Consider the following 23,386-nt stretch of genomic DNA (forward strand, 5'->3'; position numbering starts at 1 on the left):
GAGAGCGGCCGCGGCCGGCCGCGTCGGCGCGTCGTCGGTTACGCCCGGAGTCGCTCACGCGATGTCGACCGCGTCCTCGACTCGGGTCGCCGGGTCGCCGACGAAGACGGCTTCGAGGGCGTCGCAGACTGCGTCCGAACTCGTCGGGCCGCCGGCGTCGGCGACGCTGCCCACCGAACCCGGGTCGAAGGGGACCTCGATGGCCTCGTAGACTGGCGCGAGCACGTCGGCAATCTCGTCGCGGTCGGCGACGACGACCACGCCGGAGACGAGCGCGCTCTCTTTTCGGACCCGCTGGGCGATACCGCAGAGCTTCCCGCCCGCTTGGACCGAGTGGTCGCCTGGGCAGTACGAGTTCGCTGGCTCGCCCCGCCGTGCGGGCACGCCGAGCGTTCGCAGGGCGCGGACGACGGCGGTCGTTCCGGCCTCGTACCGCGCGTCGAGTCCGCTTCGGGCGTCGTCGAGCGGGAGCGCGTGAGCGAACGCGACGGTGGTTCCCGTGTAGGCTACGGCCCGGCCGCCGACGGAGCGCTCGATTGCCGGAAACCCGCGCTCCTCGGCGGCGGCGACGGCCTCGTCGTACCGCGGGGCGCGGGTGTCGCGCCTGCCGAACGCGAGCTGTCGGTGCGGCGTCCACGCCCGGAAGGCCGGTTCGCCCGTTTCGCCCGCCTCGCGGAGCATGGCCGCGGTGACCGCCCGGTCTGCGTCTCGGTCGGGCCCGCGGCCGCGGATGACGCGCATGCCCGAAGGAAGCACCCCGACGTACCTAAGCACACCCGTCCCGTCCCGACGACCATGCTGCGACTGCCGCGGTCGGTCCTCTCGCACTTCGAGCGCTTCTCGCTCTACAACTCGCCGTACCCCGCCCACGACAGCGGCTGTGCCGTCGACCTCTACGTCGCGGACGACGACCCGGTGGCCCGCTCGCCCGTCGCGGGCGTCGTCCGCGAGACGCGGACCGTCCGCGCGCCCGACAAGCCCTACGCCCACGACGACGAGTACCTCGTGCTCGTCGACGTCGACGCCGAGGCCACCGGGCTGGACTGGCTCGGCGACGCCGGCGACGACCCCCGCGACGGACTGGTGGCGCGAATCCTCCACGTCCGACCTGACGTCGCCGCGGGCGACGAGGTCGCGGTCGGCGACTCGCTGGGACGGCTCGTCCGCTCCGGCTTCTTCGCCCCGTGGGTCGCGAACCACGTCCACCTCGGCTTCCGCCCCGCGGACGCGAACCAGCACCGCGCTCGGGGGTCGCTCCCGGTTTCGACCGACGTGACCGTCTCGCCGCTCGACTGGGACGGGACGGGAACCGTCGTCGAGACGGCCGAGACGTTCGTCGTCCTCGACGCCCCGACGCGCGCCGATGCGGACGTCGGACCGGACGAGTTCGTCGGCCTCGCCAGCGACGAGGGCGTCGTCCTCGACGGGGGCCTCGCCCACTACGGGTTCGGTGGCACGCTCTCACCCGTCGCGGACGGGCAACCCCTGTCGCTCCTCGGCGAGCGAGTCGGTCGGACCGCCGGCCGGGACGTTCCGTGGGCCGACTTCGACGTGCTCGTCGACGGACTTCGTATGACTGGGTTGTCATTATTCGCGTCCCGAATCGACTTCGGGACCAAGGTCGTCTGTCCCGGCCACGACCTCGCCGTCGGCGACGAGGTGTCGGTCGCGATTCGCCCCAGCGACGACCCGGTGCGCCTCGATTGATTCGACAGAAATGATTTAATACTAACACGAACGCGCCGCCCGGTGCCGACCGACCGACTCCCTCCATTTTGGGGTTAGTTTTTAAATGCCTTTACTATGAAAGGCCGAGCCTCCGCAAAAAATATCCTTCGCTCGTCCGTATTTTTCTCTGTTTGTGAGACTCGATATACGAACGTGCACCGTCGCTTCGGTCTTCGACGCCGCCGTCTCCGTGCCGCGATGACCGACGACCGCGACACCGGGTACGAGGTCGAACTCGGTCACCCGCTGGCCGGCGTGTCTCCCGATGCGACGCTCGAAGACCCCGAATTCGAACTCACGTTCGTCGGCGGTATCCCGGTGTCGGGCGAGCCGGTTCCCTACTTCGTCGCCCGCGGGAGAGACCGCGAGGAGCTCGACGACTTCCTCGACGACCACGTGAACATCGAGTGTTTCGAGCCGGTCTCCGACGGCCCCGAGGGACGGCTCTACCGCTGTGAGTGGGCGACTCACGAGGGCGGCATCATCTCGGCGATTCGCGAGTGCGACGGCATCGTCCGGCAGATGGTCGGCACGAGGTACGGCTGGTCGCTGTCGGTGTACTTCGCGTCGAACGAGCTGACTACCCGGTTCCACGACGCGTGTCTCTCCCGCGACATCGATATCGACGTGCGCCGGGTCGAACCGGCCCGCCTCGACGAGCGCCACCCGCCCGACAGCGACCTCTCGGAAAAGCAACTCGCGGCGCTTCGGCTCGCCTTCGAACGGGGTTACTTCGAGACGCCGAAAGAGACTGGCCTCGACGACATCGCGAGCCGATTGGGCATCAGCGAACAGGCGCTCTCACAGCGACTCCGGCGAGCGCTCCGACACCTCGTCGGCTCGGCGATAGACGATATCGACGATATCGACGACATCGACCGCGACTCGCGGTCCGAGTGAAGAGCCGACGACGCGTCAGAACGGGACCGTGGTGGGGATGTGGCAACCGGGCGCGGATTGCCACGGTGGTGTCGAGAGTGAACCGCGACGGAGGCGACCTGCGGTCTCTCCGGCGGTGCGCCCGTGTGGGGGGTGCCACCGACGCATATCGGTACGCCGATTCTAGTAATATATCTGACCCTTGTGTGGACAATCGGTATTTAAGCGGCGTCGAAGTAATCGAGGTACTCCGAGGCGAACGCACGGACCTCGTCGTACGTCGGCGGCGACCCGTTTCGGACGAAGTGTCCCGCGACGGCGTTGCCGACGACGAGGGACTCCGCGCGGCCGAGGTCGAGGACGTGCGCGAGCGCGAGTCCGGCGTTGAAGTGGTCGCCGGAACTCGTCGTCAACACCGGGTCGTCCGTCCGGGGAACGCCGACGGTCGCGGCCCCCTCGTCGTCGATGAGGTGGGCCGCTTCGATGCCGTGGCCCGCGAAGCGGCTGACGCCGAGGTGGTCGAACGCCGCCTGCGACTCGCGGCCGAAGTCGTCGCTCTCGACGCCCGCCAACCGCGCGAGATAGCGCGTCTCGTAGCGGTTCGCCGACGCGACGACGCGCACCGCGTCGTCCAGCGCGGACACCTGTTCGACGCCCGCGGCGACCACCTCGGGCTCCCGCTTTCTGAGGTCGCCGGGGTCCAAAAGCAGCGTCTCCGGCGGGTCCGACAGCGTCGGCCACAACTCCTCGCGGAGGCCGCGGGCCACGTCCGGTAGCTCGGGCATCTCCGACCAGTAGCCCATCCCGACGAGTTCGGTCCCGTCGACCAACTCGGCCAGTCGGTCGAGGCCGACCCGCGACTCGATTCCGGCCCAGTCGAGCGTCATCAGCGCGCCGATTTCGGTGAGCATCAGCTTCCCGTCGTCGAACTCGACGGCGTCGGTGTAGCCGGGCGACCCGAGCGTCTCCAGCGGGAGGTGGCCGAACTCCTCGACGAACGGCTCTTCGACCGGGTCGCCGAGACAGCCGACGACCCCGGGCTCGAACTCCAGTCGGTCGAACGCGCGGGCGAGGTGACTCACGTGCCCGCCGGTTCGGACGTTCGACTGAATCCACTCGAAAGAGAGCGAACTCTCGGCTTCGACCGAGTCGTTCACGCGGTCGGCGAACGCTTCGAGCGTCGGCACCCGCTCGTAGGCGTCGGCCGACTGCCGCTCGGAGACGAACTCCCGAACGCGGTCGATGTAGCCGTCGAACCCGAACAGCACCCGCCCGCCGTCGACGGTCTCTGGGAGCGACTCCCGGCAGGATTCGACCGCGCGGACCGTCGTCTCGTCTGGGGTTTCCATGGCGCCCCGTTCGGACGACCCCCAATTAGTGTTGCCGCCGGCGGCGACACTCTCGCGGCGTCAGCGGTCGTTTTCGGAGGCCGTCAGCGGTCGCTCTCCGTCGTGATTTCGAACCGCGCGCCGCCGGCGTCGCTCTCGACGAACCAGACGCTCCAGCCGTGGGCGTTCACGACGCTCATGACGACGCTGAGTCCGAAGCCGGTCCCCTCCGAACTCGTGGTGTAGCCCGCCTCGAAGATTCGGGGGCGGTCGTCCGGCGGAATCCCCGGGCCGTCGTCTTCGACGTAGAACCCGTCGCGGTCGCCGAGGGGGCCGACGCTGACGGTCACGTCGTCGCCGCCGTGACGGATGGCGTTCGAAAAGAGGTTTTCGAGGAGCTGTCTGAGCCGCCCGCGGTGGGCGTCGACCGCGACGTCGCCGTCGAAGGTGAGCGTCGCTTCCGGCGCGTCGCTCGCGGCGGTCGTCCACGCTTCCTCGGCGACGGAACCGAGCGACAGCCGTTCGGCCTGCTCGACCGTCTGGCCGTTTCGCGCGAGCGCCAGCACGTCCTCGACGATGCCGGCCATCCGCTCGTGGGCGTCGGCGACGCGGTCCAACTCGTCGCCGTCGTCCCGCTCGCGAGCGAGTTCGAGGTAGCCCATCGCCGCGTTCAGCGGGTTCTTGAGGTCGTGGGAGACGACCGACGCGAACGATTCGAGCTGCTCGTTCTGGCTGGCGAGTTCGCGCTCGCGCCGCCGCAGGAGCTGTTCGCGCTCGACCCGGTCCAAGACCGCGCGGGTGTTGGCGGCCAGCACCTTCGCCAGCGCGATGCGCTGGTCGGCCAGCGAGCCCTCGTCGAGGGAGGCGACGAAGAACACGCCGTGGTCGTGAATCGGAACGATGAGCTCCTCTCTGACCCCGGCGTCGAGGATGAACCGCTTCGGGTTCGACTCCACGTCCCGGTAGAGGTTGTGCTCGCCGCGCTCGAACACCTCCCACGTCAGGCCGGTCCCCCGCGGAATCGGCGGCACGTCGCCGAATACCTCCCACGCCTCGTCGGTGAACGCCGCGGGGACGAGCGCGTCAAGCGACTCGTCGTACAGGAGGACGCCGCTAATCGCGTAGTCGAGGACCTCGGTGGCGGCCTCGCGGACGATTTCGGCGACCTCCTCGCGGCTCGTCGCGCCCGTCAGCCGCCGGGTCGAGGCGTGGAGCGCGTTGAGCCGCCGTTCGTACCGCTTTCGCGCCGTGACGTCCGTCGAGATACCCACCGCGCCTTCGACAGCGCCGTCGTCGCCGACGATGGGCGAGACGGTGAACTCGACCACGTAGTTCCTCGCCGGAAGCGACAGCTCGATTTCGAACCGCTCGCGGTCGCTCTCGCCGTCGAGGATGGCGTCGAGGGCGGCCTGGGCGCGTTCGTACTGGTCGGCGGCCAGATACCCGGCGTCGCGGAGCGCAGAGATGTGCCGGCCGACGAACGCCGACATGGGGATGGTCGTCCGCGACAGCGCGGTCTCGTTGATGAACTGGACGACGCCTTCGCCGTCGACCACGTACGCGCCCTGCCCGATGCTCTCGACGATGGTTTCGTACCGTTTGAGCCGCTGTTCGTAGCTCCGCTGCTCGGTCACGTTCCGCGAGGTGACGACGAACCCGCCCACCGAGGTGTCCGCCTGGTTGCTTCCGACGGATTCGAGCCACGTCCACGACCCCTCGGCGTTCCGGTGGCGGTACCGGACGGGGTCGGTCCCGTCGGCCCCCGTCTGGAGCGCGTGGTCGAAGACGGCCTCGACGCGCTCCCAGTCGTCGGGGTGAATCACGTCTGAGACGCGTCTTCCGACCAGTTCGCCGGGGTCGAAGCCCAGTACGTCGGCGGCGGAGGGGCTCTGGTACTTGATTCGCCCGTCGGTCCCGACGAGGGTCACGAGGTCGCGCGCCAACTCCACGAGGCCGCGGAACTGCGCCTCCGTCGCCCGCTGTTCGGTCACGTCGCGCATGGAGACGAGGACGCCGTACGAGCCGTGGTACTCGATGTCCTTGACGTTCGCCGCACACTCGCGGACGTCGCCGGCGGCGTCGACGAGGCGGACTTCGTAGCTCACGGGCGCGTCGCCGCCCCGCCGTCGCGTCTCGGAGATGCGCCTGACTTTCTCCCGGTCGTCGGGGTGGATGACGTCCAGGAGCGCGGTCTCGGCGAGTTCGTCGTCGCTCCGGCCGGTGAGTTCGGTCAGCCGGCGGTTCCAAAAGCGGAAGTCGCCGTCCTGCGCGATGAAGATGGCGTCGTGGCTCTGCTCGACGACAGTCCGGTACAGCGAGTTCGAGTCGCGCCCGCTCGACGCCCACCGTGAGAACTCGATGGTGCGCTCGATTCGCGCGGCGACTGCGGCGGCCGCCTTCCGCGTCTTCGGCAGGCTGACGACGATAGCCCCGCTTCCGTGGGCCGACCCGCCGGCGGCCGCGGTCCCGCGGGTGACGAGGAAAAAGACGGGGACGACGCCGACTCGGTCGCGGACGCGGGAGACGAACTCGGTGTCCACGTCGCCGCAGAGGACGACGCCGCCGACCCCGTCGTCGAGGGCGTCGAACACCGCGTCCGGTCCCGCGCAGGTCTCGGTCGTGAAACCGCGTCGCTCGACGGCCTCGACGAGGTCGACGGGGCACTCGTCGACGAGGACGACGCGGGAATCGCTCATACCCGTACCAGTCCGGGAAACTGTATATATCTCACGTGATACCGACCTGACGAGTGTCCGACGAGACCGCCTCCGACCGTCGGTTACATGCCATTTGACACACTCGTTCGTGACATGACCGAGGACTTTCCCGCCGAGGCCGCGGCAATCGTCCAGCGGCACATCGAGGACGAACACGGCTACCTGTCGTGGCTCAACACCCGCGTCGACGCCATCGAGCGCGGCCGCATCGTGATGACCATCCCGTACGACGAGAAGCTCACTAACACCGTGTCGCCGCCGACCATCCACGGCGGCATCGCGGCGACGCTCATCGACACCGCGGGCGGCATCGCCCTCCGAACGATGCTCGACGACCCGCTCGCCGGCGGCGTCGCCACCATCAACCTCAACGTGAACTACCTGCGGCGGGCGTCGGGCGACCTGACCGCGGTCGCCGAGGTCGTCCGCGCCGGTGGGTCGGTCGGCGTGAGCACCATCACCGTCGTCAGCACCGACCCCGAGGAGGACTCGGACGTGGCCGCCCGGCAGTCGCCGTCGAGCGACTGGAACGACGCCGTCGCCACCGGACAGGGCGCGTACCGGCTCTTTCGGGAGTGAGGAGCGGCTACGGTCGCAGCCGCGGCCGCAGTCGTGCCCAGCGGGGCCGTCGACCTACTCGAACGCCACGTCCGCGAGGGTCGCCGTCTCGCCGAACAGCCAGTCGGCGTGGTCGACGGCGTACTCCTTGTGCCCCGCCTCGATGTAGCCGAGCGCGTCGGTGACGAGAATCGGCCGGTAGTCCCGCAGGCCGGCGCTCCCGGCGGTGTGGAGGACGCAGACGTTCGCCAGCGTGCCGCAGACGAGCAGGTCGTCCACGCCGTGGCTGTCGAGCCACCCCTCCAGTTGCGTCCGGTAGAACGCGTCGTAGGTGTGCTTCTCGACGACGAGGTCCTCGTCGCGGACGTCGAGGTCGCCGTGGAGGTCGGCGTCCCACGTCCCCTCGACGACGTGTTCGCCCCAGCGCTCGAACTCGTCGTAGTAGTGGTTGCCGTCGAACTGTTCCGGCGGGTGGACGTCGCGGGTGTAGACGACGTGCGCGCCGGCGTCGCGGGCGGCGTCGACGAGGTCCGTGACGGGTTCGATTGCGGATTCGCTCCCCGGCGCGAACAGGCTCCCGTCGGGGTGACAAAAGCCGTTCTGCATGTCGACGACGACCACCGCGGTTCGGTTCGGGTCGAGTGCCATACGCGTCGGTTGCGCCGGGACGACCAAAACAGTACGCGCCGCCCCGATTCGACGCTCGAACCCGACAAGGTACTTCACTCCGGAGTCCAAGGGTACGATATGCGAACGACCGGTCTCCGCGCCGTTTTCGCCGCCCTACTCTTGGTTCTCGCCGGCTGTGCCGCCCCCACGGCCGCGCCCGGCGGTGACGCGCCGCCCGCGACGCCCGACCCGGACAGAGACGGATTCGCCGACCCCGACCGGGACGTGCTCGGCTGGGAGGACGGCTACTGGTACGACGAGGCCATCGACGTCGACCAGTCCGACGGCCTCAACGAGTCCGAGATGGAGGCGTACGTCGCCCGCGGGATGGCCCGCGTCGAGCACATCCGACAGTTGGAGTTCGACGAACGCGTCCCCGTGGACGTCATCTCCCGCGCCGACTACCGCAGCGGCAACGCCGGTGGCTCCGGCTCGGCCGACTCCGAGTTCAACCGCTGGAACGACCAGGTGTGGGAGGCGCTCTTTATCACCGGCGAGTCGACCGGGAGCGCGAGCGCCATCTCCGAGACGACCGGGAGCTCGGTCCTCGGCTTCTACTCGCCGTCCGACGACGAAATCAAAATCGTCACCGACTCGACCGACGAGCCGACCATCGACAACGCCACGCTCATCCACGAACTGGTTCACGCCCTGCAGGACCAGCACTTCGACCTGACCGACGCCCGCTTCCGCGGCGAGACGCAGGACGGTGATCTCGCCATCGACGGCATCGTCGAGGGCGACGCCAAGTACGTCGAACGGCAGTACGTCGAGCAGTGCGACGCCGGCGCGTGGGACTGCGTCGTCACGCCCGCCGCGGGCGGCTCCGGCGGCGGGTCGGGCGGTGGCGGTCCAAACCTCGGCATTCTGCTCACTATCTACCAGCCGTACTCCGACGGCCCGGTCTACGTCCACGACCTGTACGAACAGGGCGGTTGGGAGGCCGTCAACGACGCCCTGCGCAATCCGCCGGCGTCCACCGAACAGACAATCCACGTGACCGACGAGTCGCCCCGCCCCATCTCCTTCGCCGACGAGGGGACGAACGGCTGGACCACCTTCCCCGAACAAGGCGTCGAGGGCTCCGACACGGTCGGCGAGGCGTCGATGTTCTCGATGTTCTGGTATCAGGCCCGCACGTCCGGCGCGCAGACCGTCCGCGTCCAGTCCATCCTCGACACGAACTCGCGGTACGACACGTACAACTACGACGCCGCGCCGTCGAACGGCTGGGCGAACGACCGCCTGTTCCCCTACCGCAACGAGGCCGGCGCTGAGACCGAGTACGGCTACGTCTGGGTGACCGAGTGGGACACCGACGGCGACGCACAGGAGTTCCACGACGCCTACCTGAACATCCTCAGCGCCAACGACGCCAGCCAGCGGGACGACGGCATCTACGTCATCGAGGACGGCTCGTTCAACGACGCCTTCCGGGTCGTCCGCACCGGCGACCGCGTCGTCATCGTCAACGGCCCGGCACCCGCCGACGTGGACGAGATTCGACCGGGGCTCGCGTCGTAACCCCCGCGTCGAGACGCTTTTTCGTCTCCCGCCCCTGCACTCGCTATGAATCGCCGCCGCCTCGCCGCAGTTCTCTCAGCCCTTCTCCTCGTCGTCGCCGGCTGTGCCGCCCCCGTCGCCGACCCGGACGCCGCGGGAGACGCGCCCAACGACGCGGACGGGACCGCGGACCCGGCCGACGACTGGTCGTGGCCCGACGACCCGCCGACCGACCGACTGGGCTGGGAAGCCGGCTACTGGCACAACGAGTCCATCGCGGTCAACCAGTCCGACGGCCTGAACGCGACGGAGCGCGAGGCGTTCGTCGCCCGCACGATGGCCCGCGTCGAGGTCGTCCGCGAACTGGAGTTCGAAGAGTCCGTGCCGGTCGAGGTCATCTCGCGCGCCGAGTACCGGAATCAGTCCGAGGAGCCCGCCGACCCGGTCCACAGCGACTGGAACGACCAGGTGTGGGAGGCGCTCCTGTTGGTCGGCGAGGACCGAACTATCGACGAGGTGTTCGACGAGCTGTACGGCGGCGCGGTGCTCGGCTACTACTCGCCCTCGGAGGACCGCATCGTCATCGTGAGCGACGACGACCAGCCGACCATCGACCGCCGGACGCTCGCCCACGAACTCCACCACGCCCTGCAGGACCAGCACTTCGGACTCGACGAGTCGCCGTCGACGCAGGACGCCCAACTCGCCGAAAACGGGCTGGTCGAAGGCGACGCCCGCTACGTCGACCGGCTGTACGAGGAGCGCTGTGAGACCGAGTGGGAGTGCGTCCCCCGGCCGCCGGCGAGCGGTTCGGGAAGCGGCTCGTACGACTACCCGGTCTTCCTGACCATCTACGCGCCCTACAGCGAGGGTGCGACGTTCGTCTCGGACCTGCGCGAGCGCGGCGGCTGGGCCGCTGTCGACGACGCCTACGCCGACCGTCCGGCCTCGACCGAACAGATTCTCCACCCGAAGCGGTACCCCGACGAGCGCCCGGTCGAAGTGACGGTCGAAGACCGGTCGTCGGCGGCGTGGACGCGCTACGACACCGACCCCGTCGCCGACACGGTCGGCGAGGCGTCCATCTTCGCCACGTTCTGGAAGCACCGCGCAATCGACCGGGCGCGGCTTCAACAGGACACCGGCGCGTACTCGCCGTACAACTACACGGCCGGTCCCTCCGAGGGCTGGGCCGGCGACGCGGTGGTTCCCTACCGGCCGGCGTCGGACGAGACCTACGAGACGAACCCCCACGAGCGCGGCTACGTCTGGCAGACGGTCTGGGATACCGAGGCGGACGCCGAGCAGTTCGAGCGGGCCTACGTGACCTACACGCTGAAGCTCCGCCTCGGCGGGTCGTACGCGGGCGAGGACACCTACCGCGTCGACGACGGCCCCTTCGCGGACGCCTATCGGGTGACGAGAGAGGGGAACACCGTCACCATCGTCAACGCACCGACGGTGGAGCAGTTAGACGAGGTTCACCGTCGGGAGTGAACCCAGTGGCCCGGAACCGTGGTGGAGCTGTCGCTCCGATTCGTCGAAGAAAATTCCTCTTCGACGCACGTGACCGATTATACACCTTTTTCATCGGCCGGGTGGAATCCGCGCCAATGAGTGACTTCGATATCGTCGGTCCCGAGGCCATCCGCGGCGGCGTCGCGACCGACGCCTACTTCGAGCGGACCGAGGCGACCCTCCGACACGCGGGCAAGAACCCCCGCGTCGTCGCCGAGGTGACGGCCGACCAGTTCCCCGACGGCGACTTCGAGCTGTTCGCCGGCGTGAAAGACGCCGCAGAACTGCTCTCCGGCCGCGATATCGACGTCGACGCCATGCCCGAGGGCCTGCTGTTCGACGGCGGCCCCGTGATGCGAATCGAGGGTGACTACCTCGACTTCGCCCGGCTCGAAACCTCGCTTCTCGGCTTCCTCTCGCACGCGTCTGGCTGTGCGACGGCCGCCCTCGAAGCCCGCGCGGCGGCCCCCGACTCGACCGTCCTCTCGTTCGGCGCGCGGCACGTCCACCCCTCCATCGCCGCGATGGTCGAGCGGAGCGCCCTCGTCGCCGGCCTCGACGGCTTCTCGCACGTCGCCGCCGGCGAGATTCTCGGGAAGGAGGCGTCGGGGACGATGCCCCACGCGCTTCTCATCGCCTTCGGCCGCGGCAATCAGGCGGAGGCGTTCCGCGCCTTCGACGAGGCCGTCGACGAGGACGTGCCGCGAGTCGCTCTCTGCGACACCTACGGCGACGAGACCGAAGAGGTGCTGCAGGCGGTCGAGACGCTCGGCGACGACCTCGACAGCGTCCGCCTCGACACCACGTCCTCGCGCCGCGGCGACTTCCGCCACATCGTCCGGGAGGTCCGCTGGGAACTCGACGCCCGCGGCCACGAGGACGTGGGCATCTTCGTGAGCGGCGGCCTCGGGCCGGCGGAACTCCGGCACCTCCGGGACGTGGTCGAGGGATTCGGCGTCGGCGGCTACATCTCGAACGCCAACCCGGTTGACTTCGCGCTCGACATTGTCGAAGTCGACGGCGAACCCACGGCCAAGCGGGGCAAGCTCTCCGGCGTGAAGGAGGTCTACCGCACGGCTGACGGCGGCCACCACGTCGCCCTCCGCGGGCGGCCCGGCCCGACCGACGGCGAGGCGCTCCTCGAACCGCTCATCCGCGACGGCGAGGTCGTCTCGGAGTTCGACTTCGACATCGACGCGGCCGCGACGCGGGCCAGAGAAGACGCCGAGTTGGTCGGCTTCGGCGACGAGTAAGACGCGTTCTCGTTTTGCGGCGACGCTCGGTGCCGTCGCTCGCCAGTTTGGTTCTCCCCCCAAGGAGTCGAGTCGTCGCCGCGACGACTTACAGCGCTTCGACGCTCCCGCCGTCGTCGCGCTCGCGGAAGACCTGCCCTTCGAACAGGGTAATCATGGTGTCGTCGTCCTGCCACGCCAGCGGCGACAGGCCGGCCTTGCGGCAGGCGTTCGTGAGGAACTCCTCTTTCGACCAGCCGAGCTCGATGGGCAGGGTCGGGTACATCCAGCCGTGGGTGCCGCCGGCGTCGATGGCGACCCCGTGCGTGCCGAGTTCGATGTCGGCGACTGGGTCGTTAGTCAGCGTGTAATTGTTGACGATACAAACAGAGATGTTCAGATTCGGGAGTTCGGGTGCTTCGATTTCGGTTTGGCACGAGTCGCCCGACGCGGCCTTGATGGCCGCGTCGACGATGGCGTGACCGAGCTGGTCTTTCCCCCGATATGCGCCCGCACAGCCCCGCAGCCGACCGCGCCCACGTGTCGACTTGATGCGGACGAACGCCCCGGTTCGGGCGTAAAACGCGTCGCGCATGCTGCCCGGTTGCTCTCTCTGTCCGTGAAGAACGTACGATTCGACCGATTCCCGCGCTAGTTCGACCGCCCGCGCCCCATCCTCGTAGGTGAGGTGTACGGTCTGCGCCTCGGACATATTATCATTCAAGTTCTGTGGTGACTTCAACGCTTCCCTCGAATGTTATCGGGTTGTTATGTAGAACCGGTGCCACATAACGGGCGACTAAACCCGCGTATGACCCCGTTAATCGAACCGCTTATCCGACCGACCGGACTAGGGTAGGTCGGCAGAGAGAGCCCAGTTCCCGTGCCCGAGACGGGCATGAGGAAAGTCCCCCCACCGTCCGAACGGGTGACCGGGCGCAAGCCCGGAGTCGGAGACGGCTGGCGCTGGAACAGAAACGAGACCGCTCGACTTGACCGATGATGCGCGCGCGACGGCTCCGCCGTCGCCGGCGCGGACGGTTCTCCCGTCCGCGTGCGAACCGACCCGTAAGGGAAGGGAGTTAACCCGCAGAGGGAGTGAGATGGCGTCGCCATCTCTGACGGTCGAGAACGGATGGAACGGCGAATCCTCACCGGTGCAAGTCCGCGCCGCGAAGGTAGTTCGGACGGCGCGTCGGGTTCGCCCGTCGCGCCCTCGGGGCTCGCCCCGAGAAGGACGCGGACGCTGAGCCGAATGCTGGGACGAACAGAAGGGGGCTTACTCCTCTCAGCCGCTTTCGAACGCTGAGCGGCCGCTTTACCGGCCGAATCGCGGTGTCTGGCTCCGACAACCGAGCGACTGAACCGCCCCGGGGCCGTCGGGAAACGCTCTTGACCGTTCGCCGCCGCAGTCTCGGTATGCGCGGTTCGACCCTCCTCGTCGCGGCGCTCGTCGTCCTCGCCGGCTGTGCCGCACCGGTGTCGACCGGAAACGACGCGACGACTGCGACGACTTCGACGACCGCTCCGGCCGCGACGACCACCGAAACGCCGTCGACCGCAGTCTCGACTACTGCTCCGCCAGCGACCGCGACTGCAACGCCGACCGCGTCGCCGACGCCCGAGCCGACAGAGACGTTCACGCCCGCCTCCGGCTACGGCCCGTGGGGCTCCGAGCCGGTCGTCGTCGCCGTCGAGGCCGCCGCCGCCGACCGCGACTACACCGCGCTCGTGAGCGAGGCGACGACGTTCTGGGAGGCGAACGACGCGCGGTACCTCGGCTACGAGGTCGACTACGAGGTCGACGCCGACGCCCGCGACCCGGACATGGTGGTCCGCTTTTCCGACACCATCCCCGAGTGTAGCGGACAGGCCGACGCGGTCGGCTGCGCTCCCTACATCACCCGCGCTCGGCAGATAGACCGCCCCGAAACGGTCTACATTCGGACCGGCTTCGGCGACGAGTCGACGGTCGAAATCATCGAACACGAACTCGGCCACACCCTCGGACTCGCCCACGGCGACGAGCCGGCCGACCTAATGAACGCCACGGGTATCCTCTATACGCTCCCGCGGACGAACGCGACCGAGAAGGCGTTCCCGTGGGACGACCCGAACTTCACGGTTTACGTGGACGACGCGAACGCCTCGGACCCCGACACGGCCCGCGAGCAGGTCCGTCACGCCCTCGATTACTTCGCCGACGGCGCGCCGGGGATGCCCGACAACCTCACCTACTCCTACGTGGACGACCCGGCGGACGCCGAGGTTCGCATCTCCTTTGCGGACTCCTCGCCGTGCGCCGCGGGCGCGGTCTCCTGTGCCGCCGCCAGCGGCTACGACCCGGACGGGGACGGCGCGTTAGAGACGTATGGTAGCTACCGGGTCATCCTCGTCGACCTCGACACCGAGGCCGTCGGCTGGCACGTCGGCTACTGGACCGCACACTACCTCGGCGCGGAGGCCGACGACGAAAAGCCAGAGCCGTTCCGGAACGCGACGTACAACGAGCGCCGGAGCGAGTGGTGGACGTAGCGCCGTCGCCGCGTCGCCCGCGCCGGCGCGTTTCGCGCCGAAAACGGCGGTGCTCGTCCGGTCGAATCGGCCGAGTCCTTCTTTGGGACGGCCCCCGTAGGAGCAGTCGTGATTCCCACCGACAGGCACGGTGACGCCCACGCCGCCTTCGACGAGGAGTCGTTCCGCGACGCGCTCGCCGAGTTCGGGGGCACCGATGCGGAGCGTCGGGTCGTCGCGCGCCAGGCCCGCGACCTCGCCGACTCGGGGCAGGCCGAAGCCGACCGCGGCGCGGCGCTCACGGGCGACGAAATCGTGCGGAACATGCGCGACGCGCCAGAGGGCGGCCCCGCGACGCGCTGGAACTGGTGGCTCGGGGCGCTCGAAGCCGCCTACGGCGGCTACCGCGAGTTCCAAGTCCGCCGCATCCCGAAAGCCTGAACGTCGTCTTCCCTGCCGTTCCGTGGCTCCATGTCCGTTCTTTCGCTTCTAGCGACAGCGATACGCCACTTTCTCGTCGCTGTCGTCGCGTCCGAGTGTCGTCTCGGACGGGTGCGGCCCGACCGGACACCCCCGTATTTCCGACCGTTCAAAACCAAAGCAGATTACACGCTTGTTACAGAAAGGGTGTGTAACGCGTACGACCAACCCTACCGGTGATGCCTACTCTACAATGACAGACAACTACGACGTGATTATCGCAGGCGCGGGCCCTGCAGGTGGACAGGCGGCACGAGACCTCGCCGCCCGAGGCTACGACGTGTGCGTCCTCGAAACCGAGTCCGAAGACGAGTTCCCCTCCAGAAGCAACAAGTCGACCGCCGGGACGTTCCCGTCGACGATGGCCTCGTTCAACATCCCCGACGAGGTCGTGATGAACTTCACCGACGATGTCGTCTTGGAGTCCCCGAACCACCACTACCACCGGCACCAGCCCGGTGCGGTCCTCGAGTTCGCGGACTTCAAGAACTGGCTCGTCGACGAGGCGGAAGCCGACGGCGCGGAGTACCACTTCGACGCGCGCGTCTCCAAGCCGATCATGGAGGGCGGCGAAATCGTCGGCGTCCGGTACAACGGCGACAAGGAAGTGTACGCCGACATCGTCATCGACGCGACCGGACCGAGCGCGCCGCTCGCCAAGGCCCTCGACGTGTGCGACCTCAATCGCCAGAAGCAGGCTATCGGCATCGAGTTCGAGTTCGAGGGCATGGACCTCGCGCCCGAGGGCTACGGCGACCTCACCGACGCGATGATGCTTCGGCTCGACCACGACATCGCGCCCGGCGGCTACTCGTGGATATTCCACACCGGCGGCGACACCGCGAAGGTCGGCGTCTGCTACATCCAAAACGAGGGACACCGCCACAACGCCAAGTCGGGCTACACCATCGACGACTACCTCCAGTACTGGCTTGACACCGACCCGCGCTTCGCGAACGCGGAGCGCATCGCGGGCAAACAGCACCGCGGTTCCGCGCACATCCAGCTTCCGGGCCGCATGAGCACGGACAACTTCATGGCTATCGGCGACACGGTGCCGACCGTCGACCCGCTGTGGGGCGAGGGCATCGACAAATGCATGCGCTCGGGCCGGGCCGCGGCCGCGACCGCCGACCGCGCGCTCACGAACTCCGACCGCGACACCTCGGCGTCCGAACTCGCCATCTACGACCAACTGTGGCACGAGCGCGTCGCGCCGAAGGTCAAAAACCGCCTGTTCATGACGGAGATGCTCTACCGCGCCTCCAACGAGCGCTACGACAAACTGCTCGAAGACCTCCATCGCCTCCCCAACGAGCAGTTGGACGCCGCCAACGGCGGCAGTCCCCTCGCCATGTTCCGCATGCTCAAGTTCGAAGACCTCTCTATCCTCGCCTCGACCGCGAGGGACTGGTTCTCGAACTGAGCGCCGGACGGAACGGGCATCTCTCTCGGTCCCCGCGGTTCTCGTCTCTCGTCTCGATGCGGTCTCTCTTCTCTCCGCCGCTCACTCGCTTTCGTCGCGCTCGTCGCGCTCCCCGCCGCCGTCGCCGAGCGTCGCCAGCGCGTCGGCCAGTGCCGCCCGCGCCGACGCGACGTGTTCGTCCGCCGCCTCGTCTTCGGTTTCGCCGACGTTCGACAGCAGGTGTTCGACGTGGCCGAGTCGCCTCCGAACCACGTCGTCGTCCGGGAGCGGGCCGACCGCGAGGTCGCCCGCGACGGCCTCCGCCTCGCCGAGCCACCGGCTCGCCGCCTCGCGGACGGGTCGGGTCGCCGTCGCGGCGAGTCGGTCGTGGAGCGTCGTCACCAGTCGGTCGAGGTCGTCGCCACCGCGGTGGGATTCGGGGTCGGAGCCGGTCACACCTCCGAAGACGGCGGCCGGCGTGAAAAGCGTCGAGTGCGGCGGGACCGACGAGCAAAAGCCCCTCCGGTCGGTACTGCCGGCAATGAAACTCCAGTTCCTCGGCGGGGCCGAGGAGGTCGGGCGCAGCGCGATTCTCGTCAACGAGTCGCTGCTGCTCGATTACGGGATGCTGACCGGGAACCCCCCGCAGTTCCCCGTCGGCTCCGTCGAGCCCGACGCCGTCGTCGTCTCGCACGGCCACCTCGACCACGTCGGGACGGTCCCCTCGCTCCTCTCGGGCGACGACTGGCCGGCGGTCCATTGGACGCCGCCGACCGACGAACTCGCCCGGACCCTCGCGCGCGACACGCTCAAACTCCACGGCGGGAGCTACAACTGCCCGTTCACCGAGACGCACGTCCGACGGATGACCCAGCAGTCGGAACATCACGACTACGGCGAGACGTTCGCGGCCGCCGGCCACGAGGTCACGTTCTACAACGCGGGGCACATCCCCGGCAGCGCCCACGTCCTCGTCGACGACGGGGAGACGCGCCTGCTATACACCGCCGACTTCCACACCGACGACCAGCGGTTGGTCTCGGGCACGACCGACCGCCCGGACGCCGACGTGGTCATCTGCGAGTCCACCTACTCCGACGTGGAACACGACGACCGCGCGACCGTCGAAGAGCGGTTCGTCGAGTCGGTGCGGACGACCGTCTGGGAGGGCGGCACCGTCGTCGTCCCTGCGTTCGCCATCGGCCGGACGCAGGAGCTTCTCATGGTGCTCGACGCCCACGACATCGACTGCTACGTCGACGGCATGGGGACGCGCGTGCTGCGGATGCTCCGGAACCACCCCGACTACGTCCGCGACGCGGCGGCGCTCAAGCGGGCGAAGTCGAACGCCCGAATCGTCTCGGGTCGAGACGGTCAGCGAAAGCGCATCGCCCGGCAGAACTCGGTCATCGTGACGACGAGCGGGATGCTCTCGGGCGGCCCGGCGATGACGTACATCCCCGAGATTCGGCGAGACCCGACGAACAAAATCTGTCTCACCGGCTATCAGGTCGAGGGGACGCCGGGCAGAGAACTGGTCGAACGCGGCCGGTGCGAACTCAACGGCGGGGTCGTCCCCGTGGCCGCTCGCGCCGAGATGTACGACTTCTCCGCCCACGCCGACCGGCACGGGCTCCTGTCGTTTCTCGACGACTACCGCGGCGCGCCGGTGTTCGTGAACCACGGTGACCGCTGTGCGACGTTCGCCGAGGAACTCCGCGCCGACGGCTACGAGGCCGCGGCTCCAGAAATCGGAACGACGGTCGAGGTCTGAGGCGCGCGGCGGCCAGCGCGGAGCGACCCGACGTCTCCGGTCTCCGGCGCTCAGTCGCGCTCGTCGTCCGTTTCCGGGACCTCTATCGACCGGCTCGCGGCGACGCACGCGGACACGCGAAGTCGCGTTCGCCGCGACCGAAAGCGACCGAGGAACGAGCCGAACGCCCCATCGGATGAATCCGAACTCATGCTTTTAGGTTGGCCTAAATAATATTAGTCGTTGCGGTCGGCGTGCGCACTCTCTCCGACGGAGTCGGCCGTGCACCGACTCCCCGCGACCGCCTTTCGCCGACCGCTACCTGGCCGGAACCCCTTCGTTTCGCCTGCAACGCGACGACCGTCCCGAGTTCCGACGCGTCAGTCGCGTTCGAGTCGCTCGCGGCGGCGGTCGAACTCCTCGTCGTCGATGTCACCGCGGGCGTAGGCCCGGCGGAGTTCGTCGAGCGCGTCGTCGCCTCCGTCGCCCCCGTCGCGCAGGGCGCGGAACAGGAGGACGCCCCCGCCGACGACGACTGCGAGGACGAGCAGTTGGCCGAACAGTCCCATCCCCCACATCCACCACGGGACGGTCCCGCCGGTTCCGCCGTGCATCCACGTGTCGTGCATCCAGCCGCCGCCCCACCCCATCGGCATGCCGCCGCCGAGGCCGGCCATCCCGAAGAGGACGGGGAGCGCGAACAGCGCGGCCAGCGCGAGCAGGACGATGCCCGCGAGTCGCGTCGAGTCGTTTGTTGTCGTCATAGTGTTCACCGGAGCGGTGGTGTCCGCCCCACAGGTGTCAGTACGCGCTCCACGTTTAGGTCGATTGTCGCTTCGAGCCTTCGGCTCCGCCGTCGGCAAAGCTTCTATTCCGCCGCTTTGCGTCGCCCTGACTTTGGAATCTTCGACGCGGGTGGGCGCAGCGTTCGCTCCCCGCCAGTCGTGATTCTTCGCCGACAGCTGTCGGTTCATACTTGAACCTCGCTGTCCTCTCGCCGGTATGCCTGGTCGGTTGAACGTCCTCGTCGTCAGCGGGGACGCCGCCGTTCGCGAGCGTCTCGCGACCGAACTTCCCGATTCGGTCGGCGACGCCACGACCGACGTCCGCGTCTCGACTGCCGACAGCCTCGACGCGGTTCACGCGGTGCTCGAACGAAGTCGCATCGACTGTCTCGTCGTCTCGACCGAGGTCACCGACTCGGAGGGGCGACCGCTCGTCTCGAAACTCCGCGTCGACGGTGTGCCGCTCGTCTCGTTCGAGCGGCCGACCCCCGACGAGCACGACCTCGACAACCTCGGGCACGTCGTCTACGACGCCGCCCGCAACACCGTCGGCTCGCTCGACCACCGCGCGCTCTTCGAGGCCGTCAACGTCGGTCTCGCGGTTCGCAACCTCGAAACGCTCGAACTCGCCGACATCAACCAACACTATCTGGACATCCTCGGCATCGACCGCGCGTCGGTCATCGACACGACCCCCGCTCACGTCACCGCGGACGTTCCCGGTTACGACGCCGAACGCGCCCTCGACGAGGTCGAGACCGCCCGCGAGGAGGGCGAACACGTCTTCACGTGGCCCATCGAGAACGCGTCGGGTGACACCGTCTGGATTCGCGTCAGCCTCACCGTCGCCGAGATATCGGGACGAGACCGACTCATCTCGACGGTCGAGGACGTGACCGAAGAGCGCCGGCGCGAACGCGACCTCGAGGCGTTCAAGGGCGCGGTCGACGCCGTCGACGCCGGCGTCACCATCACCGAGAACGACCGGCACACGTACGTCAACGAGACCGCGGCCGACATCTGCGGCTACTCGGACCCCGAGTCGATGCTCGGGACGGGCTGGGGCCACCTCCACGACGAGTCGGAGCTCGAACGGCTCAGAGAGACGATTCCGCCCGCACTCGAAGCCGACGGCAAGTGGCAAGGCGAGGTGGCGATTCGCCGGCCCGACGACGAGCTCGTCCCGGTTCGGTTCTCCATCACGTCCCTCGAAGGCGACCGCAACGTCATGGTCTTCCAGAGCCTCTCCGAGCAGAAGGCGCGCGAGGACGAACTCGAACGGAGCCGCGACTTCCTCGAACGCACCCAGCGCATCTCGAAGGTCGGCGGCTGGGAACTCGACCTCACGGCCGACACGCTGGCGTGGACCGACCAGACCAAGCGCATCCACGAGGTGCCGCTCGACTACGAGCCGAACGTCGACGACGCCATCGAGTTCTACGCCGCCGAGGACCGCGACCGGGTCCGCGAGCTGTTGGACCGCTGTCGGTCCGAGGGCATCCCGTGGGAAGACGAGTACCGACTGGTGACCGCAGAGGGGTCGGAGCTGTGGGTCCGTACCCGGGGCGAACCGGTCATCCGCGACGGCCGGGTGGCGGCGCTCAGAGGGACGATTCAGGACGTGACCGCCCGCCGCACCCGCGAGCGCGAACTCGAGCGGACGAACGCCGAACTGGAGGCGCTCAACCGAATCGTCCGCCACGACATCCGAAACGACATGGCCGTCGTCGTCGGCTGGGCGGAGCTACTCCGGGAACACGTCGACGGAGCGGGCGCGGACATCCTCTCGCGCATCCTCTCGACGGGTCGCCACACCATCGAGATAACCGAGGTCGCCCGCGACCTGATGGAGACGATGAGCGGCGGCGGCGTCGAGACGCGCCCGATGTCGCTCGTGAACGCCGTCGAGCGCGAACTCGCGGTCCGCCGCGAGGCGTTCCCGCACGCGACGTTCGAGGTCGACGGCGAGATACCCGACGTGGCGGTGCGCGCGAACCCGCTCATCGCGTCAGTGCTTGGCAACCTCTTCAACAACGCCGTCCAGCACAACGACGGCAGCGCCGTCGTCACCGTCTCGGCGACCGTGGACGACGACGCCGACATGGCGGTCATCCGCATCGCCGACGACGGTTCGGGTATCCCCGACGCGCGGAAGTCGGTCGTCTTCGGTAAGGGCGAAAAGGGACTGGAGAGTACCGGAACCGGCCTCGGGCTCTACCTCGTCCACCAACTGGTCGACTCGTTCGGCGGCAAGATTCACTTCGAGGACAACGAACCCGCGGGCACGGTCGTCGTCGTCTCGCTCCCGCTCGCGTCGGCGGACTGAGCCGAGCGCAACGCTCTCAGACCGTGTCGGTCGGCTCGTGCGACTCGGCCATCTCGGTCGCGGCGGCCGCGTACGCCGCTTTCGTCTCCTCGTCGGAGACGCGGCCCAGTTCGTCCTCGGGCACGTCGACGGCGGCGTAGGTGTCGCGCACGTCGGACTCGAAACTCGTCAGCGAGCGCTCTTTGCGGTGGTAGCGCGTCCCGTCGGTGGTCGCGTACACGAGGATGATGATGTTCTGTTCGTCGTCCGAGTAGGTCCGTTCGACCAGCCACGTTCGCACGTCGTTCGACATGGTCGATAGTACGCGACGAACCGTGATACGTCCCCGGCCGATTCTCAGTCCTCGATGCCGAGCTCGTCGAGGAGCGTCTCCAGCGTGTAGCTCTGGAGCGCCCGGTGGCTGTCGCGCATCGCGGAGATGACGAACGTCGAGTTCGTCCGCTCGACCTCCGGCGTCGCCTCGAAGTCGCTGATGAGACGCTCCACGCGGTCGGAGTCCGCGAGGTGGGCGACGACGATGAAGTCCGTCTCGCCCATGGTGAAGTAGAGCTGCGTGACGCCCTCTATCTCCAGCAGTTTGTTCCCGACTTCCTCGTACGACCCGCTGTAGTCCGCCAGCACCTCCACGACCACGGTGACGCCGAGTCCGAACGCCTCTAGGTCGATGTCGTAGAGGTCGTTCTCGATGACGCCGTCGTCCTTCAGGTTGTTCAGGCGGTAGTGGATGGTCGACACAGGGATGTCTGTCGCTTCGTGTAGCTTCTCGGGACTGCCCGTCCCGAGGTCCGCGATGGCCTTCAACAGGCGCACGTCGCGTTCGTCCATACCCTCTCGTTGCGGTCGGTGACGTAAGTCCTTGTTCTGTCCGCCGTTTTCGCCACCTCTCTCGCGCTCTCGAACTATCACGAATTATAGAAACTTTAGAACAGCAAAACCCAGAATTCTTCCTCTAAAATTCAATTCAAAACAAATCTCTTGTAGAAGGATTTAACAAGACGCGTCTCTGAGAACTGAAACAGATTCGACCATGACGCGAACCACTTGGAGAAACATTCCGACGACGCCCCTGCTTTTCGTCGCGCTCGCGGCGATGTGGGGCACCTCGTTCGTCGCTATCGAGGTCGGCTTGGAGTTCTTCCCGACGCTCTCTTTCGCCGCGCTCCGCTACGAACTCGCGGGGCTCGTGATGCTGGCGTACGCCTGCTACTCCACCGACCGCTGGCGACCCGAGGCCAGAGACGAACTGCTCGCGACGGCCATCGGCGCGGTGTTCATCATCGCCGCCTACCACGGCCTGCTCTACCTCGGACAGGAACACGTCCCCGGCGCGGTGGCCTCTATTATCATCAGCCTCTCGCCCATCCTGACTGCGGTCTTCGCCTCCGTTATCCTCACCGAGGGGTCGCTGGGAAAGACCGGGACGCTCGGGCTGCTCGCCGGGTTCGCCGGTGCCGTGCTCGTGGCTGACCCGGTCTCGGCGTTCTCGGGGTCGTCCGGGTCGGCGCAGGGACTCGGCATCGTCCTCATCTTCCTCGCGGCGGTGTCGTTCGCGCTCGGTGCGGTCCTCACCCGCCCGCTCCGGAGCGACCTCCCGGTCCAGTCGATGCAGGCGTGGTCGATGCTCCTCGGTGGCGTCCTGCTCCACGGCTGGGCGCTCGCCCGCGGCGAGTCGCTTTCGACTATCGAGTTCGCCCCCGCCGGTATCGCGTCGTTCCTCTACCTGACGCTCGTCTCCGGCGCGGTGGCGTTCCTCCTCTACTTCGAACTCTTAGACCGCCTCGGGCCGACCGAACTCAACCTCATCGGCTACGTCGAACCCGTGGTCGCGGCGCTCATGAGCTGGACGCTCCTCGGACACGTCATCGACACGACGGCGCTCGTCGGCTTCGGAGCCATCTTCTTCGGCTTCGCCGCGATGAAAAAGGAGATGTTGGTGTCGGTCGCCGTCGCGGTCCGGCGACGGGTCGCGGCCTGAAGCCGGTCCGCGTTTC

Annotated in this window: 22 protein-coding genes and 1 other RNA gene; 13 read left to right on the top strand and 10 right to left on the bottom strand. The window is 68.1% G+C overall.

All coding sequences use genetic code 11. From position 1 onward, the window contains the following. Nucleotides 1–54: 54 nt before the first annotated feature. A complete protein-coding gene (locus C5B91_RS07385; RefSeq protein ID WP_115819767.1) occupies nucleotides 55–741 on the bottom strand; it encodes a lipoate--protein ligase family protein in 687 nt (228 codons plus the stop codon). A 54-nt stretch (nucleotides 742–795) separates the two neighbouring features. On the opposite strand from C5B91_RS07385, the gene C5B91_RS07390 reads away from it, so the two are divergent. Beyond that, the gene (locus C5B91_RS07390) at nucleotides 796–1,707 is read left to right on the top strand and encodes a hypothetical protein (protein ID WP_115819766.1); all 912 of its coding nucleotides are present in this window, start codon (nucleotides 796–798) and stop codon (nucleotides 1,705–1,707) included. Nucleotides 1,708–1,926: 219 nt separating this feature from the next. Then, nucleotides 1,927–2,628, top strand: coding sequence for a helix-turn-helix domain-containing protein (locus tag C5B91_RS07395; protein WP_049967391.1), 702 nt, complete (start codon nucleotides 1,927–1,929; stop codon nucleotides 2,626–2,628). Nucleotides 2,629–2,828: 200 nt separating this feature from the next. Here C5B91_RS07395 and C5B91_RS07400 read toward each other — a convergent pair whose 3' ends face one another. After that, nucleotides 2,829–3,956, bottom strand: coding sequence for a hypothetical protein (locus C5B91_RS07400; RefSeq protein ID WP_008096605.1), 1,128 nt, complete (start codon nucleotides 3,954–3,956; stop codon nucleotides 2,829–2,831). A gap of 83 nt (nucleotides 3,957–4,039) precedes the next feature. After that, nucleotides 4,040–6,631 carry a PAS domain S-box protein gene (locus C5B91_RS07405; RefSeq protein WP_115819765.1) on the bottom strand — a complete coding sequence of 864 codons (2,592 nt, stop codon included), beginning with the start codon at nucleotides 6,629–6,631 and terminating at the stop codon, nucleotides 4,040–4,042. A 114-nt stretch (nucleotides 6,632–6,745) separates the two neighbouring features. Between C5B91_RS07405 and C5B91_RS07410 the strand changes: the two genes are divergently transcribed. After that, complete coding sequence (locus C5B91_RS07410) at nucleotides 6,746–7,231, top strand: PaaI family thioesterase (protein WP_008096600.1); 486 nt, start codon at nucleotides 6,746–6,748, stop codon at nucleotides 7,229–7,231. A 54-nt stretch (nucleotides 7,232–7,285) separates the two neighbouring features. Here C5B91_RS07410 and C5B91_RS07415 read toward each other — a convergent pair whose 3' ends face one another. Then, nucleotides 7,286–7,858 (bottom strand): cysteine hydrolase family protein, encoded by a 573-nt coding sequence (locus C5B91_RS07415; RefSeq protein WP_008096598.1) that lies wholly within the window; start codon nucleotides 7,856–7,858, stop codon nucleotides 7,286–7,288. Between the two features lie 99 nt (nucleotides 7,859–7,957). Between C5B91_RS07415 and C5B91_RS07420 the strand changes: the two genes are divergently transcribed. The 3 genes from C5B91_RS07420 (at nucleotide 7,958) to C5B91_RS07430 (ending at nucleotide 12,153) form a co-directional block, all read left to right on the top strand. After that, nucleotides 7,958–9,403, top strand: coding sequence for an Hvo_1808 family surface protein (locus C5B91_RS07420; RefSeq protein ID WP_049913680.1), 1,446 nt, complete (start codon nucleotides 7,958–7,960; stop codon nucleotides 9,401–9,403). Nucleotides 9,404–9,448: 45 nt separating this feature from the next. Next, the gene (locus C5B91_RS07425; RefSeq protein ID WP_008096596.1) at nucleotides 9,449–10,879 is read left to right on the top strand and encodes an Hvo_1808 family surface protein; all 1,431 of its coding nucleotides are present in this window, start codon (nucleotides 9,449–9,451) and stop codon (nucleotides 10,877–10,879) included. Nucleotides 10,880–10,995: 116 nt separating this feature from the next. Next, on the top strand, nucleotides 10,996–12,153 hold the full coding sequence (locus C5B91_RS07430; RefSeq protein WP_049967392.1) for a nicotinate phosphoribosyltransferase: 1,158 nt from the start codon (nucleotides 10,996–10,998) through the stop codon (nucleotides 12,151–12,153). An 88-nt stretch (nucleotides 12,154–12,241) separates the two neighbouring features. On the opposite strand, the gene C5B91_RS07435 is transcribed toward C5B91_RS07430, so the two are convergent. Then, nucleotides 12,242–12,844, bottom strand: a complete 603-nt coding sequence (locus tag C5B91_RS07435) for a TIGR00296 family protein (protein WP_004976452.1) — start codon at nucleotides 12,842–12,844, stop codon at nucleotides 12,242–12,244. Nucleotides 12,845–12,994: 150 nt separating this feature from the next. On the opposite strand from C5B91_RS07435, the gene rnpB reads away from it, so the two are divergent. The 4 genes from rnpB (at nucleotide 12,995) to C5B91_RS07455 (ending at nucleotide 16,552) form a co-directional block, all read left to right on the top strand. Next, nucleotides 12,995–13,426, top strand: an RNA gene (gene rnpB, locus C5B91_RS07440) — RNase P RNA component. Nucleotides 13,427–13,551: 125 nt separating this feature from the next. Next, complete coding sequence (locus tag C5B91_RS07445; RefSeq protein ID WP_115819764.1) at nucleotides 13,552–14,667, top strand: matrixin; 1,116 nt, start codon at nucleotides 13,552–13,554, stop codon at nucleotides 14,665–14,667. 108 nt (nucleotides 14,668–14,775) lie between these two features. Beyond that, nucleotides 14,776–15,087, top strand: coding sequence for a hypothetical protein (locus tag C5B91_RS07450; RefSeq protein WP_004976450.1), 312 nt, complete (start codon nucleotides 14,776–14,778; stop codon nucleotides 15,085–15,087). Between the two features lie 232 nt (nucleotides 15,088–15,319). After that, complete coding sequence (locus tag C5B91_RS07455) at nucleotides 15,320–16,552, top strand: digeranylgeranylglycerophospholipid reductase (protein WP_008096593.1); 1,233 nt, start codon at nucleotides 15,320–15,322, stop codon at nucleotides 16,550–16,552. An 81-nt stretch (nucleotides 16,553–16,633) separates the two neighbouring features. Here the strand turns inward: C5B91_RS07455 and C5B91_RS07460 are convergent, their stop codons facing one another. After that, a complete protein-coding gene (locus C5B91_RS07460) occupies nucleotides 16,634–16,987 on the bottom strand; it encodes a hypothetical protein (RefSeq protein ID WP_049967394.1) in 354 nt (117 codons plus the stop codon). A gap of 85 nt (nucleotides 16,988–17,072) precedes the next feature. On the opposite strand from C5B91_RS07460, the gene C5B91_RS07465 reads away from it, so the two are divergent. Next, nucleotides 17,073–18,305, top strand: coding sequence for an MBL fold metallo-hydrolase (locus tag C5B91_RS07465; protein ID WP_008096591.1), 1,233 nt, complete (start codon nucleotides 17,073–17,075; stop codon nucleotides 18,303–18,305). A 50-nt stretch (nucleotides 18,306–18,355) separates the two neighbouring features. Here C5B91_RS07465 and C5B91_RS22345 read toward each other — a convergent pair whose 3' ends face one another. Beyond that, nucleotides 18,356–18,496: a hypothetical protein gene (locus C5B91_RS22345; protein WP_181950668.1), complete on the bottom strand. Its 141-nt coding sequence runs from the start codon at nucleotides 18,494–18,496 to the stop codon at nucleotides 18,356–18,358. A gap of 168 nt (nucleotides 18,497–18,664) precedes the next feature. Beyond that, on the bottom strand, nucleotides 18,665–19,048 hold the full coding sequence (locus tag C5B91_RS07470; RefSeq protein WP_008096587.1) for an SHOCT domain-containing protein: 384 nt from the start codon (nucleotides 19,046–19,048) through the stop codon (nucleotides 18,665–18,667). 238 nt (nucleotides 19,049–19,286) lie between these two features. Between C5B91_RS07470 and C5B91_RS07475 the strand changes: the two genes are divergently transcribed. Then, on the top strand, nucleotides 19,287–21,395 hold the full coding sequence (locus C5B91_RS07475) for a PAS domain-containing protein (RefSeq protein ID WP_115819763.1): 2,109 nt from the start codon (nucleotides 19,287–19,289) through the stop codon (nucleotides 21,393–21,395). A gap of 16 nt (nucleotides 21,396–21,411) precedes the next feature. On the opposite strand, the gene C5B91_RS07480 is transcribed toward C5B91_RS07475, so the two are convergent. Both C5B91_RS07480 and C5B91_RS07485 read right to left on the bottom strand, forming a co-directional pair. Next, entirely contained in the window at nucleotides 21,412–21,687 is a 276-nt protein-coding gene (locus C5B91_RS07480; protein ID WP_008096583.1) for a hypothetical protein, read from the bottom strand. A 44-nt stretch (nucleotides 21,688–21,731) separates the two neighbouring features. Further along, a complete protein-coding gene (locus tag C5B91_RS07485; RefSeq protein WP_004976442.1) occupies nucleotides 21,732–22,220 on the bottom strand; it encodes an Lrp/AsnC family transcriptional regulator in 489 nt (162 codons plus the stop codon). A gap of 202 nt (nucleotides 22,221–22,422) precedes the next feature. Here C5B91_RS07485 and C5B91_RS07490 point away from each other — a divergent pair, with 202 nt between their 5' ends. Next, complete coding sequence (locus tag C5B91_RS07490) at nucleotides 22,423–23,370, top strand: DMT family transporter (protein WP_115819762.1); 948 nt, start codon at nucleotides 22,423–22,425, stop codon at nucleotides 23,368–23,370. The last annotated feature ends 16 nt before the right edge of the window (nucleotides 23,371–23,386 follow it).

Origin of the sequence: Haloferax sp. Atlit-10N (genome assembly GCF_003586325.1) — an archaeon.
Lineage (GTDB): Archaea > Halobacteriota > Halobacteria > Halobacteriales > Haloferacaceae > Haloferax > Haloferax prahovense.